Below are 16,587 nucleotides of genomic sequence, written 5' to 3' on the forward strand. Positions count from 1 at the left end.
CTCAGCTGGCCACTGCCGCCGTCTGGTGTTGCACCAGGAAGGCCTCGATCCAGTCGTGATGGCGCTTCTGCAGGATCCGATCGGCGATGGAAGTGGCCTCCTCCGGCACCTGGAACCGCTTGCGGAAGGCCTTGGTGAAGCCCTCCAGCACTGGCCGGGGCAACCCCCGCAGCGTGGTGAGGACCTGGCGGATGACGGCCGGGTCGAGAGGCGTCAGGCCCGGGTCTTCACTGGCTTTCGCTGCGCCGTTCGCGGCCGTGGGTGATGGGTTGCGGTGGATCGACCGCGTGCCGTTGCTGGCAGGACTCTGACCGGTGCTCTCCCCTGCCGAGTGGGTGACCTCTCGCTGCTGCTTGTCATAGAGCGCCAGACCGAACGGGTTTCCGAAGGTCATCAGCGCCCTCTTCATGGCGTCGGTTTCCGCTTCCTTGAGAGCGGATTCATGGGCCTGGCCTAGATCGACATCGATGCCGTGACCGGCGCCGCAGCCTTCCCGGATTACCGGGGTATGAGCAGTTGCCCCGACGGTGATGCGAACCCGGGCGGTGTAGGTGACGCCCCATCCGGGCCTGGCCTCACGGCCGATGGGGCGCTCGGCCTGGTTCACGCAGTGGACCTCGATGGTTTCCCGCTGCCAGCCATCGAACCCGAAGATCCGATTGGCCTCGGCGATCACCTGCCACCCCTCCAGGTAGCTGACCTTGGCGCGGCCCTGCTCGCGCTGGCGCACCTTGGCGCGATCGAGGGGGGCGGAGAGGCTGGCGATCTGTTCGGGGGAGAAGGGGCACGTCATGGCAGTGAGGGGGTGAGTGGGAACAGGCGATGGGATCAGTGGGCGGAGGTTTCATGCGGCGGCGGTTCGATCAGCACCCAGCAGGGCGGATCGCTGCAGTGGAGGTGATCGGGAGAGGGCCGGCGGCCTGGTTTGCGGGTGATGGGCACCACCCAGCTGGCCAGGCGGGTGGACCAGATGTGGCCCCTGGGCCTTGGTGTGGTGGGGCTGGTGGTGGATGCGGGGCTGCCGTAGGTGCTGAGATCCATCGGTACAGATGTGGTTGCGATGAGCTGTGCGGCAGGGGGATGGGCCTGCTCCTGCAGCAGGCCCGTATCGAGGGGACCTCTGCCCCCCCTCAGTGGATGCGCCAGGAGCGGCGGGAGATCAGCTGGGCACCGACGATCTGACGGCCTGCCTTAAGGGCCTCCTTGATGGCGGTCTTGTCCGGCTGGGTGGTGGTCTTGATCACCAACCACTCCGGGGCCAGGGCCTGCTCGTCGTCGATCTCGACGGCCTGGGACTTGCGGCTGCTGAGCTCGTGGTTGGGGAACGAGAAGCGGGTGGCCTGGGGCTGCAGCCGGGTGAGCACCAGGACGAGGGACTCCTCCAGGGCCTCGGCCCGACCCGCATCAGAGCGGGCCAACTCGGTGAGGCGTTTGGCCTGCTGATGGCGGTAGGCGGCCTGGCCGCGCAGGTGTTCGATCACCCAGCAGGTGGCATCGGCCTTGGCCGCCAGGGCCGCCTTGTTGCCCTCCTCGGCCAGCAGGGCGCCCTCCAACTCAGCGAGGGCGCGGCTGCGCTGCTCGGGCTCATCGGCCTCCAGCTGTTCGGCCAGCTGCCCGATGGCGGTGGTGAGCTCCTGGGCCTCGATGCCCAGCTGCCAAAGGGAGCCGGAGCGCTGCAGGGAGCAGGCGGGACCGTCAGCAGCCGCAGCAACGTGAGCGGGCGCGTTGGCAACAGCGGTGGGGGTAAGAACGGGCATGACGGTGATAAGGGAATGGAACGGAGGCGCCAACAGGCGCGGAAGGCTTCAGGGGCAAGGAGCAGCTGCGGGATCGGCCCAGCGAGCGGCGGATGGGCTGACCTCCACCACGGCGATCGGCACCGGGGAACGGGAGCCCATGCGGCGGGCTTCTCTCACCAGCGAGGCCGTGCCGGACCCACCGGGGAAGGCCACCACCAGCACGGAGGTGGAGACACCAGGGGAGGTGTGGGCCTCGGCCCGGGCCACGGCCAGCTCGAGGAGCTCCCGGTTGCGGATCGGCCCGGCGGCCCGGCCATGGCGTCGCCATTCGGCTGGCATGACCAGCGCCGACCAGCCCAGCTGATGCGCCGCGCGGGCAATGGCGGCATCGGCTCCTCGGGCTCCGCCGTGAAGCAGCAGATGGACCAGCCGGCCGCCGCTGCGGGCCAGCAGCTCAGCGGCAACGCGCTGATGGGGCCAGGCCAGATCACGGCCGCCGCCTGCCGCGATCACAAGGGAGTGAGCGGGGCCCATTACGGGCCTAGATGACATACAAAGAGCCATGGAATCAGTTGCCGTGGATGACAACTGATCGGGGCATCAAGGCCGCTCAGACATATGCGGCGATGATGGCGAGATCAGGGGATGACGTTGCCGCAGGCGATGGGCTCGGGGCCTTTGGCGCGACCCGTATTCTACCAGTACAAATGCACTTTAGGCACTGCAGAGCTACTGCGATTACTCGGATCTGAGTGGTTCTGGCTCATGCTCGCGAACCTCGACTGGGTGACAGACAGCTGGCCATCTTTGCGACCGGCCTGGGGCTCAGGCCTGATGGACAGCCGCGCAGTCGCGCGAGGCAACCCCTGGCCATCGGCGCCGTTGATCCATCACCTGCCGGCGGCGTAAGTGGCGGCACCGCAGCCGCGGGAGAGCCGCCCGGCAGCCGTGACCTGAGCACACCCATCCCGGCGGCGGCGAAGGGAGATCAGATTCACGCGAGCGCAAGGGTCGGCGAAGCCGACTTGCCCGCCCTTGCGCGGCGTGACACCCTGCATCCCCGCCGCCGGGTGGCCACCGTTCCTCTGCGCTTGAGGAGCCTTCTTCTTGAGCGACCAACTGCAAGAGATGCAAGAGAAAGTCCCGGGCTGCCTCAGGCGGATCAATGACCGGCTTCCCGTGCGAAGCGACCACCAACGGGGACAGCTGGCCGGCCCAAAACCCTTGAAAGGCCAGCGACAGGCGAGTTTCTCTTGCACTTTCTCTTGCAAGTCAAAAAACAAGGGTTCCCGGTTTCGCCGAGAACCCTTGCAGTGACTAGTCGGGGCGACAGGATTCGAACCTGCGACCTAGTGCTCCCAAAGCACCCGCGCTACCAAGCTGCGCCACGCCCCGCAAGTGTCAACCCTACTCCATCGATACCTGCAGAGGGCTGGAGCAAAGAGCAGCAAGCGGGTTGATGCCTATGGATGGGGGTCGCAGGATCATCTGCATTTCACACTCCCTAATGACCGCCTGGATGTGACAGGCAGCCACCCGCCCGCGCTCAGGGCACTGCTGCCTCAGCGGCTACCGCTTGCGCTACACATAGGCGATGGGTTGTCAAGGGAGGCAACCATAAGATCATTGTATGCGTAAAAACCATAAGATCTGTTCAACGCATATCAAGCATCTCTGGATGAAGAAGAAAGTCAGCCAACTCTTCAACCACCAACGGCCGACAGCGAACCATTCAGTCCTTGATCTTGGCCACCTCAGCGCGGGCACGCTCCAGCACATCGCCTGTCAGTGGAACGAAGCCGAGCCCGGCCGCTTGTTGCTGCGGACCTTCTTCCAACGCCCAGCTAAGAAAGGTGCGAACCGCTTCTGCCTTCTCTTTACCTTGGCCACTTTGATAGGCAAGGATCCAGGTAAATGCAACGATCGGGAAGCTTTTTGCTCCCTCTGGATTGCAGTCTTCGCCGCCCAGGCGTTCGTCGAGCTTGATGCTGTTAGCTGCTGCCGCCCCAGATTCTGAATTTGCCACAACAAACTGGCCAGCTTTGTTCTGGAGCGCAGCAGGTTTCACCACACCGCGCAGGAACGCCTGGTTCACATAGCCAAGCGATCCCGGTGTGTTCTGAATGAGACCAGCCACACCCTCATTCCCCTTGGCCCCGAGTCCAACCGGCCAGTTCACCGACTTGCCCACACCCACCTTGCTCTTCCATTCCTCTGAGAAGCAAGCGAGTGAGTTGGTGAAGTTGAATGTGGTGCCAGCCCCGTCGGAGCGGTGCACTGCAATAAGTGTGCGGGCTGGGCAACCCAGGTCGCTCCAGTTTCTGATTTTGCCGAGAAAGATATCTGCGAGTTGCGTCTGGGTCAGCTTGAGGTCAGGGCAGTCAGGATTGTTGTAGGCCGGGCTGATGGTGCCGCCGAGCATGGGAATTTGCACCGCACCACGTTCACCGGCCATCCTGGCCTTGAAATCCTCATCGCTGAGCTGTTCGTCCGTGGCACCGAAATCCACCGACCCCGCCAGAAACGAACGCACGCCCTGGCCTGAGCCAACCGACTGGTAATTCACCAGGTAGCCCTTCGATTGCTTGTAGTCGCCCGCCCAGCGCTGGTATGCGGGCGCCGGAAAGGAGGCACCAGCCCCGTTGATCGAAGGCAGTCGGCGGGTGCCATCTGCACAGGCGCTGGTGCTCAGGGCCAGCGCCACCAGGGACAGAGGGAGCAACGCCGGACCGCGTTGGGTGCTGGATCGGCAGTGGCGGCGGATCATGATGGCTCAACTTATTGCAAGCAGCTAAGCCGGACCTGATTGATCTTTTGCTTAAGACGACAGTAAGAGTGATGGCAGACCGTTTGGTCCTTGCCGACGTGGTGATGCCGTCCGGTTCGTTCAGCCGAATTGCTGGATGACCAAGACATTGGCATTGGCCCGATCAAGCCGGGGTTCAAGCCATCACAGGCGCACAGGCCCCTGATCGGGTGGAACCATCCAACTGACTGGATCTGTAGGCAGCGGAATTGAAGATTCACGCTGCTGCAGAAAGGACTGATCCGCGGGCAGCCTGTGATGAACGCCAGCAGATCCGCCGGTCAGCGGGTTGACCTTACGGACTTGGCTGCATCACCGATCACAAGCGATGATTGGCAATCCCCTCCGGTGGCATCAGCATCGCCAGGGAGCGCCTTCCTGCCACCGCGCCCGGTATCGATGGGATTCGCCTCACCACGCACCTACACCCTGGTTTCGGTTGGAGCGGCCGTGGCCACGATCGTGCTCAAAACCGCCGCCTGGAAGCTCACCGGATCGGTGGGGCTGCTCTCCGATGCGATCGAATCCGGGGTGAACCTGGTGGCGGCGCTGGGCGCCTTCTGGGCACTCACGTTGGCAGCCAAGCCAGCCGACCGGTCCCACCCCTACGGCCACTTCAAGGCCGAATACTTCTCCAGTGGGCTGGAGAGTGTGCTGATCGTGGTGGCGGCTCTGGCCATCATCACGGCGGCCGTGGGCCGAATCCAGCACCCTGAGCCCCTGGAGCAACTCGGCATCGGCCTGGCGCTCTCCCTTGTGGCCACCGGCCTGAACGGCCTGGTGGCCTGGTTGTTGCTGCGGGCAGCGCGCCGCTTTCACTCGATCACGCTGCGGGCCGATGCCCATCACCTGCTGACCGACGTCTGGACATCGTTCGGGGTGGTGCTGGGAATCGGGTTGGTCAAGCTCACCGGTCTGACGATCCTCGACCCGTTGATCGCCATTGCCGTGGCACTCAACATCCTGGTCACCGGCTGGAAGTTGCTGCACGAAACCGCCTCCGGACTGCTCGATCGGGCCTTGCCTGAGCCCGACCAGAAACAGTTGGAAGACCTGCTCGCTGCCTACGCCACGCCGGAGCTGCACTTCCACGCTTTGCGCACACGCGTGGCCGGTTCACGCCGCTTCGTGGCCTTCCACGTGCTCGTGCCGGGCAACTGGACGGTGCAGGCCGGCCACGATCTCTGCGACCGTCTGGAGCGAGAGATCGCACAGGCACTGCCCCGCACCCACGTGCTCACCCACCTCGAGCCGATTGAAGATCCGAAAGCCTGGGACGATCAGGGATTCGGCTGGGACGAGGGATGAGGATCGGACTTGATGCCGCTTGGGACCTTCCCAGGTGGCCGCTGAAAATGAGGGCTGGTGGCAGGGTGTTGCCTGCTTGGTGGTCATCGTTGGTGCCGCATCCATCTCGTTGTGCGTGACACAGGGGCTGGCCAGCGGCTTGCACAGGCCTCGGTGAATAGCTTGGAACCTCGGTTGTCGTCTTCTTGCTTCTCTGCTGGCCGCATTGATGCCATCACGTCAGTTGCAAGGTTCGATACACCCGCTCATCGTCATCCGGCGCGGTACCTTCTTCTTCTCAGCCAAGAACCTCTCACGCTTTGAGCGCTTGCTGGCGGTGGACTGTGGGTAGTCATCAAACCCAAGCTGCATGGCCGCCCATGAATGCAGCCCCTACCTGCGATCAGAGGGTCATTGCCCGGCGAATGGGGTGATGTTCCGGAGTCTCCCTGGGAGGCTGCAGCAGGACGGGATCATTTGTTTCGAAGGTTGCTATTGATCTGATGAATGGCAATGGAAGCACTTAGAATCATCTTACTGAAACTCGATATAGTCGTTCGAAAATGATCATTAGGCACGATCTCCGATTGGTCTTTCTTCACATTCCAAAATGTGCAGGCAAGGAGTTGCGTACGGTCTTTGCTGCAGGCGCAAAGCCCACGGATATTGAAAGCTATTTCAACTTTGACTATTGCCAAAAGCTAAAGAGGCATGTGGATTTGGCTCATCTGCCCATTGATGATTTAATCCATTTTCCTGCCTGCCACTATTTAAGAAACTACACCGTCGTCGCTGCAGTGCGCAACCCCTATCATCGGCTACACTCTGCGATCAAGGAATATTGTCGTCAGTATTCCAAAGAAGATGAAAGAGTGGCCAACAACAGTGGGCCCACCATGTTATCCAGATTGGCTTACGTTCGTGAAATACCAACGAGGCACGGTCTACGCGATCCTCGGTTTGTTCACTCAATGCCAATGCACTGGTTTTCTCACTATGGCCAAGAGCCCTGGGTTGACCACATTGTGCGTTGCGAAAGCCTGCGAAACGACGTGTGCGAGCTCACTGAAACGCTGGAGTTGCCGTCAGAAATCAAAGATATGGCTCTTGAAAAACTAGCAGAACACGACCCTGCCCAGGACACCGAAACAATTACTCCGGCAGAAGCTGCTTTCGCAAATATTCTCTATGCCGTAGACTTTGATGTCTTTGGCTACTCTCGACTCAAGCAAGAAGGAACTGGTCATGGTCCATTTAGCGAAACCATGTCTGTGCTAAGCCCCAGCGAAAGCCATTCCCACAGCATCATGCTTCTCGAGAGGGCACAACGTGTTGAATGGCACTGGGGCCCTGTAAGCGAGATCCCTAGTCAATCAACAATGGCACCAACAAGATAAGTCCTGAGTAGGGCCTGCTGAGATCGTGAAGCATGGACTCACTCTTAGCGAGAACTGATCACGATGCTTGCGCCGGTACAGATGGAGTACTCTGTCCGGCTTGTCGGTTGAGTTGAAAAGAGGCGATCCTCGATCAATTCACCCGCAAGAATGACATGGAATGATTTCAGGCCAGTCGATCTACTGTAAAGCAGGAGGCTGCAAGAACGCGCCCCCGTCTGCTATCGATCAGACACCATCATCTTCGACAACGATGGTCAAAGCGCAGAACTGCAATTCCACTCTGCTAGCTTACTTCATAATAAACCAAGCTTTGCTCATCTCGAGAAGACTGTACTTGCTGAAAGACAGGTAGCCGATCATCTATATATCCAGGAGTCTCAACTCTTACGTTTCCAGACTGCTCAACTTCATCCTGACTCAGCCTGGCCACAACAGACCATGTCTCGCCACCATCAGAACTGGAACTGACTTCTGCAACTGTGTTAAGACCAATTCTTGCGTTATAAGTGATGTATAGAGTGCCGTCTTCAGCTATACTCATTTGCATGTAGTCACCGCTGCGGTAGTTGACTATCTCCTCTGGCTCGCTCCAAGCATTGGAACCTGAATCATAGCGAAGATAGACAACCTGACCATCGCCATTATTGGTAGCAACATGGATGTTTCCTTCGGGATCAGTTACGGAACTGAAGTGGGTCGCATTGGGATCGCGCTGGTCGTCGCCAAGCTCAATCAAGACTTGATTTGTAAACCGAGATCCAGTGCTATCTGGATATGCGAATTCAGCCCACTTCAATGTCATTCCATCTTTATAGAGCAAGCCAACGCCTCTATCAGTGACTATAACTTCCCCAGAGATTGCGCCATCACCAGTGGAGCTTGGGATGGCACGCGGGGCCTGAATCCAGCTTGTGCCACCATCAATACTGTAGGAAACCATCAAGCTAACGTCCCCAGTAAACCGATTCGTTCCCGTATAGGAAACAAAGAGAGTTCCATCATCAGATTTTGCAACAGACGGCCTCTCGTAGATCATTGACCGATCTCGAGCAACATCTATGGTGGCTTCTAACTGCCAGGAAGCATCACTATCAGAGTACGAAAGTTCAGAAAAGGCAATGGATCCAAAATCAGTAGAATATGCAACGTATAACTGGTCACCTATTAACACACCATCGGAAGTTGAGGTAGAATCTGAGTTTGGCAGTACTACCGAAGAATCCCAACTATCCCCTCCATTCACATTCGTATACAGTGTAAGCTCGCCAGTATTGGGCAGCACATGAATGATGCCATCATCGGTGATCCAGGAATGCTCCTGAAATCGAGATGAAATCATACCTTCACCCCCTTGTATCAAGGTTGGTGAGCCCGTGATGACGTCAATATCGTCCTGAGAGAATGCAGCTTTGATTGAAAAATAAGCTTCAAAGAGCTCATCTCCTAGACTCGTTCCGGCAACTTGCTCTCTCCAGGTAGGCTGGAATGCGGGAAGTGTGCCGTTTAAAGCTACCGGTGTGTCAAGAAACCAATCTGCTGTTGCTGAATCAATGCGATAGGAAGGAGCAGCATTGACCTCACTGAAGAACGGAAGGAATCCTGCTTCAAAGCCAGTGGAGGCTGATGGCAACCTAGACTGATACCAAAAAAGGCTTTCGGAATCATCCACGAAGCTACATTTCTGTGATTATTTAATTCTAAGGAGTCTGGTAGAGCTTTTACAGCATTTCGGCACATCAGGATCTCTTATTCGCTGGCATCATGTAGCGATTAGCACATGTGGCACTTTGCGTTCAAGAGATTATGGGTGTATGATTACAGGACAAAATTGACAAATGAGTTCATATGAGCATTAATCTTGCCCTGTTAAGCTTCAATGAGAATTCGAATTTGTTTGAGTTCACTGAAGAAGAACTCTTCATTCCATTGGGTAGTGCCGTTTCAACTCTGGGTGGCGACGATATAATACGAGTAACAAATTCCCTTGGAACGGGGCTGACGATTGAAGGTTCGCTTCAAGGTTGAGCAGGTAATGACAGATTTGCTGCAAGCGCATCTGAAAACGGTATTCTCAATCTTGGCATAGTTAATACTGGTGATGGAGATGATGTGGTTTCAGGGCGAGGCAGCAATGCATTTGGTGTAACCAACTCTGGAAGCATGATCCTTGGAGGAGGGAATGATGCATTGCTGGCCGAAGGCGCTACAACAGGTTTATTCAATGACTCGCTCATCAATATGGCCTCTGGGGCTGATACGATTAGGGCGTTCGGTCGAAATAGTGATGGAATCATCAACACTTCAGTGATCTTCCTTGGCGACAGTGAAGATCTGGTGAATGCAAGTAGTGAGGGGGACGATGGAATTGATAATCGTGGCTTGCTTGATGGTGGTACCGGCAATGATACGGTTAGAGGGTCAAGCACTTCTGATTCAGGTATTGAAAATAACGGAGGAAGTCTCTTTTTAGCAAGGGGAGACGACGCGATTATTGGCAAGGGCGGACGCTATGGTATCTATAATCTTAATAGTGGTTTGATTGGCTCTGGCCCGGGCAATGACCTTGTCAAGGGTGAGGGCGCTAGTTTTGGAATTCTGAATCAGGGTGGAATCAATACTGATGAAGGATCTGATCAGGTTGTTGGAATTGGAGGAATTTGCGGCATCCAGAACGACTCTCTTATTCAGACATCTGAAGGCAATGACCTTGTAGCTGGTAGTGGTGATGAACTGGGTATTTTTTGTAGTGAATCAGGTCGCATCTTCACTGGCTCTGAGGATGATGTCATAACGGGAGAAGCCGATAATGGCGATGGTGTCTTTAATGCCGGGATTATATTCACTGATGTAGGCGATGACGTCCTTTTGGGAAGGAGTGAGAATGCAATCGGCGTGTATAACTCTAACTTGATTAACTTTGGGAATGGGTTGGATGAACTGAGTGGCGTCTCATCTGATGGAGATCAGTCGGGCATTCTTAACGATGGTGGATCAATTTTCATGGGTCGAGATGCCGACGCTGTGGAGGGTCAGAGTCTTGGTGGGTATGGCATCTCTAATATCAACAATGGCATTCTCAATACTGGATCCGGTGCTGATCAGATTGTAGGCATCGGTGGATCTGCTGGCATTTTTAACCAGGGAACGATTGAGGCTGGTGCAGATGCTGATTCTCTTGTGGGCCAAGTGAGGGCAGAAGAGGCGGCTGCAATCTGGAACGAAGGATTTATTAGTATGGGAGAAGGCAATGACACAGTTGATGGCATCTTGGGGGGCTATTCAGGTGGTGGTATCATTGATTTGGGCGGTGGAAACGATACCATCCTGGGTTTTGGGAATGTCAATGCGCTTGGCGGTTCTGGCACCGATCGACTACTGCTTAATGCTGGAACTTATCAGATTTCCGATGGCATAATTCTGTGCTCTGGTTTTGATGCTGTCATGTCTTTCCAGGGAATTGAGCGTATTGGTAGTGCCACCTCTGGGGAAAGCGTGAATCTACTCAATAGCACTCTTGTCATCGGAGCCGATGGGGCTATTGCTTTTGTTTAGAATGTTTCTTTATCTGTAGAACAAAGCTACACTTCTGCGAACAGCACCATTGTCCTCACTCCTGATTGGGAGTACCGCCCCTGTGTGCACTGTGCGGTCTTGAATGCCGTTCCTCCACAGGAAGCAGTCCAATCAGATTTCAATGTTCAAGCCATCGCCCCAGGTATGCAGGTTCTCCACCTCATGGTTACAATCCTCTACAGGTGCTCAACCAGGATCTTGTCGTAGCAACTCCTTCATCCTGACCAGCCGGACTTGCTTCTTTCAGCGTGCAGTCTGGCCACGAAACCGGTCGAGGCTCATGGACAAACGCTGTTCGGAGTGCAAGAGATCTAGCTTACGGTTACATTCCAGGGCCCTCTCCATGGCCTTGAGGCAGAACGTCGTGTCAAGTCTGTTGGATGGCCTCCAGCTGAGAACATGCCCGGAGAAGAGATCAAGCACGGCCAGCAGCAAACGGAAACGTTCTGGAGTGGGATGGACGTGTTGTCGGTCGCTCAGGCCTGATCGACTGATGGGATCTGTTTGAGCTCCACCAGGCAGGGGAAGCGTTCTGGTGGATCTCCCGGATATCGTGTGTGGTTTCTGGTGGATCGCCCGTAAGCCCATTGGGCGGCGGAACTTATGCACCCGGTCGTGACTGATCGGGATGACGCCCAGGGCGAGGTAGGAGACCATCCGGAGATTACCGCTGCAGGGATCATCCAGACAGAGGGCCTTGATCCTGGCCATGATCCACGACGTCAATTCATGCACCAGTGTGAGCCGGTAGTAGAGGGTCGATCGCGGCAGCCCTTACTTCGCGCACTGGCTCTGGAGATGCCATCCGTAGACCTTGCCAATGGAAAGGCCTCAGGTGAACCACCACCCGAGACCCCTGCCCTAAGGCACCACCACCGTGAAATGTTGGTCCTTTTCAAGTATGCCCCCTAGCCGGCACCCCTACAGCGCAAGGCATGACCATCCCCGTTCAGTGGCGGGCGGATCTGTGCAGCAGGCGTAGCTTCCAGCCGTACTGCCAATGACCTGGTGCCGGTTACTTTCTGCTTCCCCCGTCTGCTGATGGGTGCCACCCCGCTGTCGCAGTGCCCACAACCGTGTGGGACGGCACCCCCGATCGCAACGGCCTGAAGCTGTTCGCCCGACAGAAACCACGACGTTTTGACAGGTTTGCCGCGATGCTTGGTCAGCGTTTCACGGCATTCCCTTGTTCAATGATGGCCACGATGGTGCGCCCCAGCTGCCGCCGCTGAACCGCCAGCAGCTGGAAACCCTGCTGGCGGCCCTTGACCCTCGCCTCGATGGCTTCGGCAAGGGAACCTCCTGCCTCGACGACGCCGCCGCCTTCCTGGCGCGCCTGTCGGCAGAACCTGCCGCTGCGAATGGCGCCGGCACCAGCGGCAACGGAACGGGCAGCAGCAACGAATCCGCACCGCTGCAGGTGTGGCTGGAGGCCTGGCGTTCCGCGGGCGGCAACCGCCAGACGCTCTCGCTGATGGTGCGGATGCTGCTGGCGCAGGCCGGCGAACCGCACAGCTCACCAACTAGCGCCTGAGCCCAGGCGGCTGCGGCGTCGCGGTGGCCGCTCAGAGTGCGCCGGCCAGCAGCTGGCGGATCAGGGCCGGATCCACGTCGTTGCGGATCACCACATGGCCGATGCCGGTGGGCAGCACGAAGCGCAGCTGCCCCTGGTTCACCTTCTTGTCGCTCTGCAGGGTCTGCATCGCCGCCTCCACGTCCAGCGGCGGCAGGACCAGCGGCAGGCCGGCCTTGGCGATCACCGCCCGCTGGCGTTCCTGGTCGGCGGCTTTCCACAGGGCCATCGCCAAAGCCAGCTGACCGACGGCCTCCATCCCCATCGCCACCGCTTCGCCGTGGATCACGGTGCCGTAGCCGCAGAGCGTTTCCACCACGTGGCCGAGGGTGTGGCCGTAGTTGAGGATCGCCCGCAGGCCGCCCTCCCGTTCATCAGCTGCCACCACCCGGGCCTTGGCGGCAGCCGAGCGCTGCAGCAGCCGCTGCAGGCGGGCCGGGCCGATCGCCTCGAGGCTGGAGAGATCCGCCGCCGACTCCAGATCGGCGAACAGGATCGGGTCACCGATCACGCCGTATTTGATCACCTCCGCCATGCCGGCGCGGAACTCCCGCTCCGGCAACGTGGTGAGCGTGGCGGGATCCACCAGCACCAGCTCCGGCTGGTGAAAGGCGCCGATCAGGTTCTTGCCGCCGGGGTGGTTCACGCCAGTCTTGCCGCCGATCGCCGCATCCACCATCGCCAGCAGGGTGGTGGGCACCTGCACCACGGGGATGCCGCGCAGCCAGGTGGCGGCGGCGAAACCCGCCATGTCGCCCACCACACCGCCGCCCAGCGCCACCACCAGAGATCGCCGCTCCAATCGCTGCGCGTAGGCCGCGTCGTGGATCTGGGAAACGGTGGCGGGCGTCTTCTGCTCTTCACCCGCGGCGATCACAAGCCGGGTGGTGTGGAAGCCTTGCCGCTGCAGGCTGGCCAGCACCCGGGCGCCGTAGTGGTGATCCACCTCAGGATTGGTAACCAGCAGCACCTGGGTACCGGCCGTGAAGCCCCGTTCCTCCAGCAGACCGCCCAGCGCCTCCAGCGCCCCTTCACCGATCCGAACCGTGTAGGGATTGCTGGCCAGCGCCACCTCAATCGTGCGCAACGGCGACCCCTCCACCACTCCAGGGCCGGGGGTGCGATCGGATCGGAAGCTGGTGGGCTGGCTGGAGGTCATTGCGGAGACCCTTCGAACGGAGGGGGGTCTGGTCGTGCTGAAAGTAAGGCGCGGCTCCCCGCGGCCGGCTCAGCTGTCGCTGTTGAGCAGGCTCAGCAGGTCGCTGCCATAGCGCTCCAGCTTGGCAGCGCCGATGCCGCTGATCGCCGCCAGTTCCGCGATCTGGAGCGGCCGCCGCGCGGCCAGCTCCACCAGCGTCCGGTCATGGAACACCACATAGGGAGGCACCGCCTGCTCACGCGCCTGTTCCCGCCGCCAGTCCTTGAGCCGTTGCAGCAGCTCGAGATCGGCGCCCTGCCCGTCGGCCCCAGCCCCGGCTGCGCCTGCGGCCCCGCTCTGCGCGCCGCTGCGTGCCCGCGAGCGCCGCTCCTGGCGCGGTGGTGGCAGCGGCAGCTCCAGCCGCTGTTCGCCACGCAGCAGCGGCCGCACCTGGGCCTCGGCCCCCCAGCGCAGCCCCCCGTGTCCATCGGGCACCGGCTCCAGCAGCCCAGCGGCGGTGAGCTGCCGCAGCAGGGTGCGCCATTGACCCCGGTCCAGTTCCTTGCCGATGCCGTACACACTCAGTTCGGGGTGCCCCAAAGCCCTTAGGCGCGCTGTGTCGGCCCCCAGCAGCACATCCACCACATGGGCGGCACCGAAACGCTGGCCGGTGCGGTACACCGCCGAGAGGGCTTTCTGGGCCGGGATTGTCACATCGGTCCGATCCTGGGGCTCCAGGCAGCGGTCGCAATTGCCGCAGGGCTGCTCCAGGGTTTCGCCGAAGTGCGCCAGCAGCACCTGGCGGCGGCAGCCGGGCGCTTCGGTGAAGCCGATCAGGGCCTCCAGTTTTCCGTGCTCGATCCGTTTCTGGGCCGGCTCGGCCTCGGAGTCGTCGATGAAGCGCCGCAGCTGCGGCACATCACCGGCGCCGTGCACCATCCAGGCGGTGGCCGGCAGCCCGTCCCTGCCAGCCCGGCCGGTTTCCTGGTAGTAGGCCTCCAGGCTCTTGGGCAGATCGACATGGGCCACAAAGCGCACATCCGGCTTGTCGATGCCCATGCCGAAAGCGATCGTGGCCACCACGATCACACCGCTGTCCCGGCGGAAGCGGCTGAGGGCGGCGCTGCGCTGCGGCGCCTCCATTCCCGCGTGATAGGCGATGGCGTCATGGCCAGCGGCGCGCAGGTCCGCGGCGAAGCGGTCCACCCGGGCGCGGGAGCGGGCATAAACAATGCCGGCATCGCCGCGGTGCGCTTCGAGGAAGGCCAGCAGCTGGGCCTTGGCCTCGTCCTTGTCACGCAGCAGGTAGCGGATGTTGGGGCGATCGAAGCTGGCTGTGAAGACACGGCCCTGCTCCAGCGCCAGCCGCGCCACGATCTCGTCGCGGGTGCGCGGGTCGGCGGTGGCGGTGAGCGCCAGCCGTGGCACCTGGGGAAAGCGGGTCGCCAGCTCCACTAGCTGCAGGTATTCCGGCCGGAAATCGTGCCCCCACTGCGACACGCAATGGGCTTCATCAATGGCGAACAGCGCCAGCGGGCGCTCCGCCAGCCGATCGAGCAGGTCGCCGGCCAGCAGCCGCTCCGGCGACACATACAACAGATCCAGGTCCTGGGCCTGGAAAGCGCGCCAGATGGCGTTGCTCTCTTCCGGCGCCAGCGCCGAATGCAGCGCCGCCGCCCGCACGCCCGATTGCCGCAGGGCTTCCACCTGGTCCTGCATCAAGGCGATGAGTGGCGAGATCACCACCGCCAACCCGGGGCGGCACAGTGCCGGGATCTGATAGCAGAGCGATTTCCCGCCGCCGGTGGGCATCAGCACCAGCGCCGAGCCACCGTCGATCACGTGCTCCACGATCGCCTGCTGCGGGCCGCGGAAGGCCTCGTAGCCGAAAACCTCGCGAAGCACGCCCTGCGGTGAGGCTCCGGGCTGCAAAGGGCCCTGCGGCGACACGCTCGGCTGCGGGTGTCCCAAAGCGGTGGCCCCTGCGCGCTGATCTCCCACAATGGCGCCATGAACGGCCCATCCGTACCGCGCCCGGCCCCTGCTGCGGCCCCGGCTCTGGCCACGCCCACGGGAACGGCTATGTCCACAGCCCCGGTCACGCCCTCGCCCACGCCTTCGCTGCTTGGTCGTCGCCTCGCCCCCTGGGGCTTCCTGGCGCCGGCGCTGCTGCTGCTGGGGGTGTCCGTGCTGGTGCCGGCGGCGATGGCTCTGGTGATCAGCTTCACCGCCACCGGCCTGGACATGAGTGAACCGCTGCGGTTCGTGGGCCTCGCCAACATCCGCCGCCTGCTCACCGACCCGGTGTTCTTTCAGGTGCTGGGCACCACCTTTCTCTATCTGGTGGGTGTGGTGCCGCCGATCGTGTTCGGCTCGCTGGCCCTGGCTGTGCTCGTGAACCGCAGCCTGCCCGGCATCCACTGGTTCAGGGCCGCCTTCTACACCCCAGTGTTGGTATCGATCGTGGTGGCGGCGATTGCCTTTCGCTGGCTGTACGCCGAAAACGGCCTGATCAACGGCTGGTTGGCAGCGCTGCTGGGCGGCACGTTCGAACCGATCGGTTTTCTCACCAGCCCGTTGCTGGCCTTGCCAGCCGTGATGCTCGTCACCCTGTGGAAGGGCCTGGGCTACTACATGGTGATTTTCCTGGCCGGTCTGCAGGGCATCTCGCCGGAGCTCTACGAAGCGGCGTCACTCGATGGCAGCGAAGGCTGGCGCAGCCATCTGGATATCACCCTGCCCCTGCTCCGCCCTTACATCACCCTCGTGGCGGTGATCTCAGCGATCGCGGCCACCAAGGTGTTCGAAGAGGTGTTCCTGATGACCCAGGGGGGGCCGGCCGATTCCACCCGCACCCTCGTCTACTACGTCTACGACCAGGCCTTCTCGGAACTGGAGATCAGCTATGCCTGCACCGTGGGTCTGGCCCTGTTCCTGATCGTGCTGATCTTCTCGCTGCTGCGCTACCTGCTGGCCGGCGACCGCAGCCTCACCTGAGCCCGATGGACGCGGTGGATGTCAGGCTGCACGCTTGCTCGGCCGCCCCGGCGGACCACCATCAGGGGCAGCAA

13 protein-coding genes and 1 tRNA gene are annotated in these 16,587 nt (G+C 60.4%); 5 read left to right on the forward strand and 9 right to left on the reverse strand.

Annotated elements, in window-relative coordinates:
- Window position 1: 1 nt before the first annotated feature.
- The 6 genes from ACXMDP_RS09855 to pstS form a co-directional block, all read right to left on the reverse strand.
- Window positions 2–793 (reverse strand): RAD52 family DNA repair protein, encoded by a 792-nt coding sequence (locus ACXMDP_RS09855; RefSeq protein ID WP_457766825.1) that lies wholly within the window; start codon window positions 791–793, stop codon window positions 2–4.
- Window positions 794–828: 35 nt separating this feature from the next.
- Window positions 829–1,041: a hypothetical protein gene (locus ACXMDP_RS09860; RefSeq protein WP_457766826.1), complete on the reverse strand. Its 213-nt coding sequence runs from the start codon at window positions 1,039–1,041 to the stop codon at window positions 829–831.
- Window positions 1,042–1,130: 89 nt separating this feature from the next.
- Window positions 1,131–1,757 (reverse strand): siphovirus Gp157 family protein, encoded by a 627-nt coding sequence (locus ACXMDP_RS09865; RefSeq protein WP_457766827.1) that lies wholly within the window; start codon window positions 1,755–1,757, stop codon window positions 1,131–1,133.
- A gap of 48 nt (window positions 1,758–1,805) precedes the next feature.
- Window positions 1,806–2,273 (reverse strand): SLOG family protein, encoded by a 468-nt coding sequence (locus tag ACXMDP_RS09870; RefSeq protein ID WP_457766828.1) that lies wholly within the window; start codon window positions 2,271–2,273, stop codon window positions 1,806–1,808.
- A 787-nt stretch (window positions 2,274–3,060) separates the two neighbouring features.
- Window positions 3,061–3,134: transfer RNA gene (locus ACXMDP_RS09875), tRNA-Pro, on the reverse strand.
- Between the two features lie 337 nt (window positions 3,135–3,471).
- Entirely contained in the window at window positions 3,472–4,443 is a 972-nt protein-coding gene (gene pstS / locus ACXMDP_RS09880; protein ID WP_457766829.1) for a phosphate ABC transporter substrate-binding protein PstS, read from the reverse strand.
- 501 nt (window positions 4,444–4,944) lie between these two features.
- Here pstS and ACXMDP_RS09885 point away from each other — a divergent pair.
- Window positions 4,945–5,853, forward strand: a complete 909-nt coding sequence (locus tag ACXMDP_RS09885) for a cation diffusion facilitator family transporter (protein WP_457766830.1) — start codon at window positions 4,945–4,947, stop codon at window positions 5,851–5,853.
- A 566-nt stretch (window positions 5,854–6,419) separates the two neighbouring features.
- Complete coding sequence (locus ACXMDP_RS09890) at window positions 6,420–7,229, forward strand: sulfotransferase family 2 domain-containing protein (protein WP_457766831.1); 810 nt, start codon at window positions 6,420–6,422, stop codon at window positions 7,227–7,229.
- Window positions 7,230–7,515: 286 nt separating this feature from the next.
- Here ACXMDP_RS09890 and ACXMDP_RS09895 read toward each other — a convergent pair whose 3' ends face one another.
- Window positions 7,516–8,901, reverse strand: coding sequence for a sialidase family protein (locus ACXMDP_RS09895; protein WP_457766832.1), 1,386 nt, complete (start codon window positions 8,899–8,901; stop codon window positions 7,516–7,518).
- 491 nt (window positions 8,902–9,392) lie between these two features.
- Between ACXMDP_RS09895 and ACXMDP_RS09900 the strand changes: the two genes are divergently transcribed.
- Together ACXMDP_RS09900 and ACXMDP_RS09905 are read left to right on the forward strand one after the other, a co-directional pair.
- Entirely contained in the window at window positions 9,393–10,784 is a 1,392-nt protein-coding gene (locus ACXMDP_RS09900; protein WP_457766833.1) for a hypothetical protein, read from the forward strand.
- A gap of 1,207 nt (window positions 10,785–11,991) precedes the next feature.
- Window positions 11,992–12,339 carry a hypothetical protein gene (locus tag ACXMDP_RS09905; protein ID WP_094510516.1) on the forward strand — a complete coding sequence of 116 codons (348 nt, stop codon included), beginning with the start codon at window positions 11,992–11,994 and terminating at the stop codon, window positions 12,337–12,339.
- A 31-nt stretch (window positions 12,340–12,370) separates the two neighbouring features.
- Here ACXMDP_RS09905 and aroB read toward each other — a convergent pair whose 3' ends face one another.
- Window positions 12,371–13,537, reverse strand: coding sequence for a 3-dehydroquinate synthase (gene aroB / locus ACXMDP_RS09910; protein ID WP_457766834.1), 1,167 nt, complete (start codon window positions 13,535–13,537; stop codon window positions 12,371–12,373).
- A gap of 69 nt (window positions 13,538–13,606) precedes the next feature.
- Entirely contained in the window at window positions 13,607–15,421 is a 1,815-nt protein-coding gene (recQ, locus tag ACXMDP_RS09915) for a DNA helicase RecQ (RefSeq protein WP_457766835.1), read from the reverse strand.
- Window positions 15,422–15,598: 177 nt separating this feature from the next.
- Between recQ and ACXMDP_RS09920 the strand changes: the two genes are divergently transcribed.
- The gene (locus ACXMDP_RS09920; RefSeq protein WP_457766836.1) at window positions 15,599–16,513 is read left to right on the forward strand and encodes a carbohydrate ABC transporter permease; all 915 of its coding nucleotides are present in this window, start codon (window positions 15,599–15,601) and stop codon (window positions 16,511–16,513) included.
- Window positions 16,514–16,587: the final 74 nt, after the last annotated feature.

The sequence above is a fragment of the Cyanobium sp. ULC065 genome (assembly GCF_977927515.1).

Excerpts from the sequence above, each read along its gene's own strand:
- ACXMDP_RS09855 (WP_457766825.1), bottom strand. The coding sequence starts at position 793 with ATGACGTGCCCCTTCTCCCCCGAACAGATCGCCAGCCTCTCCGCCCCC.
- ACXMDP_RS09860 (WP_457766826.1), bottom strand. The coding sequence starts at position 1,041 with ATGGATCTCAGCACCTACGGCAGCCCCGCATCCACCACCAGCCCCACC.
- ACXMDP_RS09865 (WP_457766827.1), bottom strand. The coding sequence starts at position 1,757 with ATGCCCGTTCTTACCCCCACCGCTGTTGCCAACGCGCCCGCTCACGTT.
- ACXMDP_RS09870 (WP_457766828.1), bottom strand. The coding sequence starts at position 2,273 with ATGGGCCCCGCTCACTCCCTTGTGATCGCGGCAGGCGGCGGCCGTGAT.
- ACXMDP_RS09885 (WP_457766830.1), top strand. The coding sequence starts at position 4,945 with ATGGGATTCGCCTCACCACGCACCTACACCCTGGTTTCGGTTGGAGCG.
- ACXMDP_RS09900 (WP_457766833.1), top strand. The coding sequence starts at position 9,393 with ATGATCCTTGGAGGAGGGAATGATGCATTGCTGGCCGAAGGCGCTACA.
- aroB (WP_457766834.1), bottom strand. The coding sequence starts at position 13,537 with ATGACCTCCAGCCAGCCCACCAGCTTCCGATCCGATCGCACCCCCGGC.
- ACXMDP_RS09920 (WP_457766836.1), top strand. The coding sequence starts at position 15,599 with ATGTCCACAGCCCCGGTCACGCCCTCGCCCACGCCTTCGCTGCTTGGT.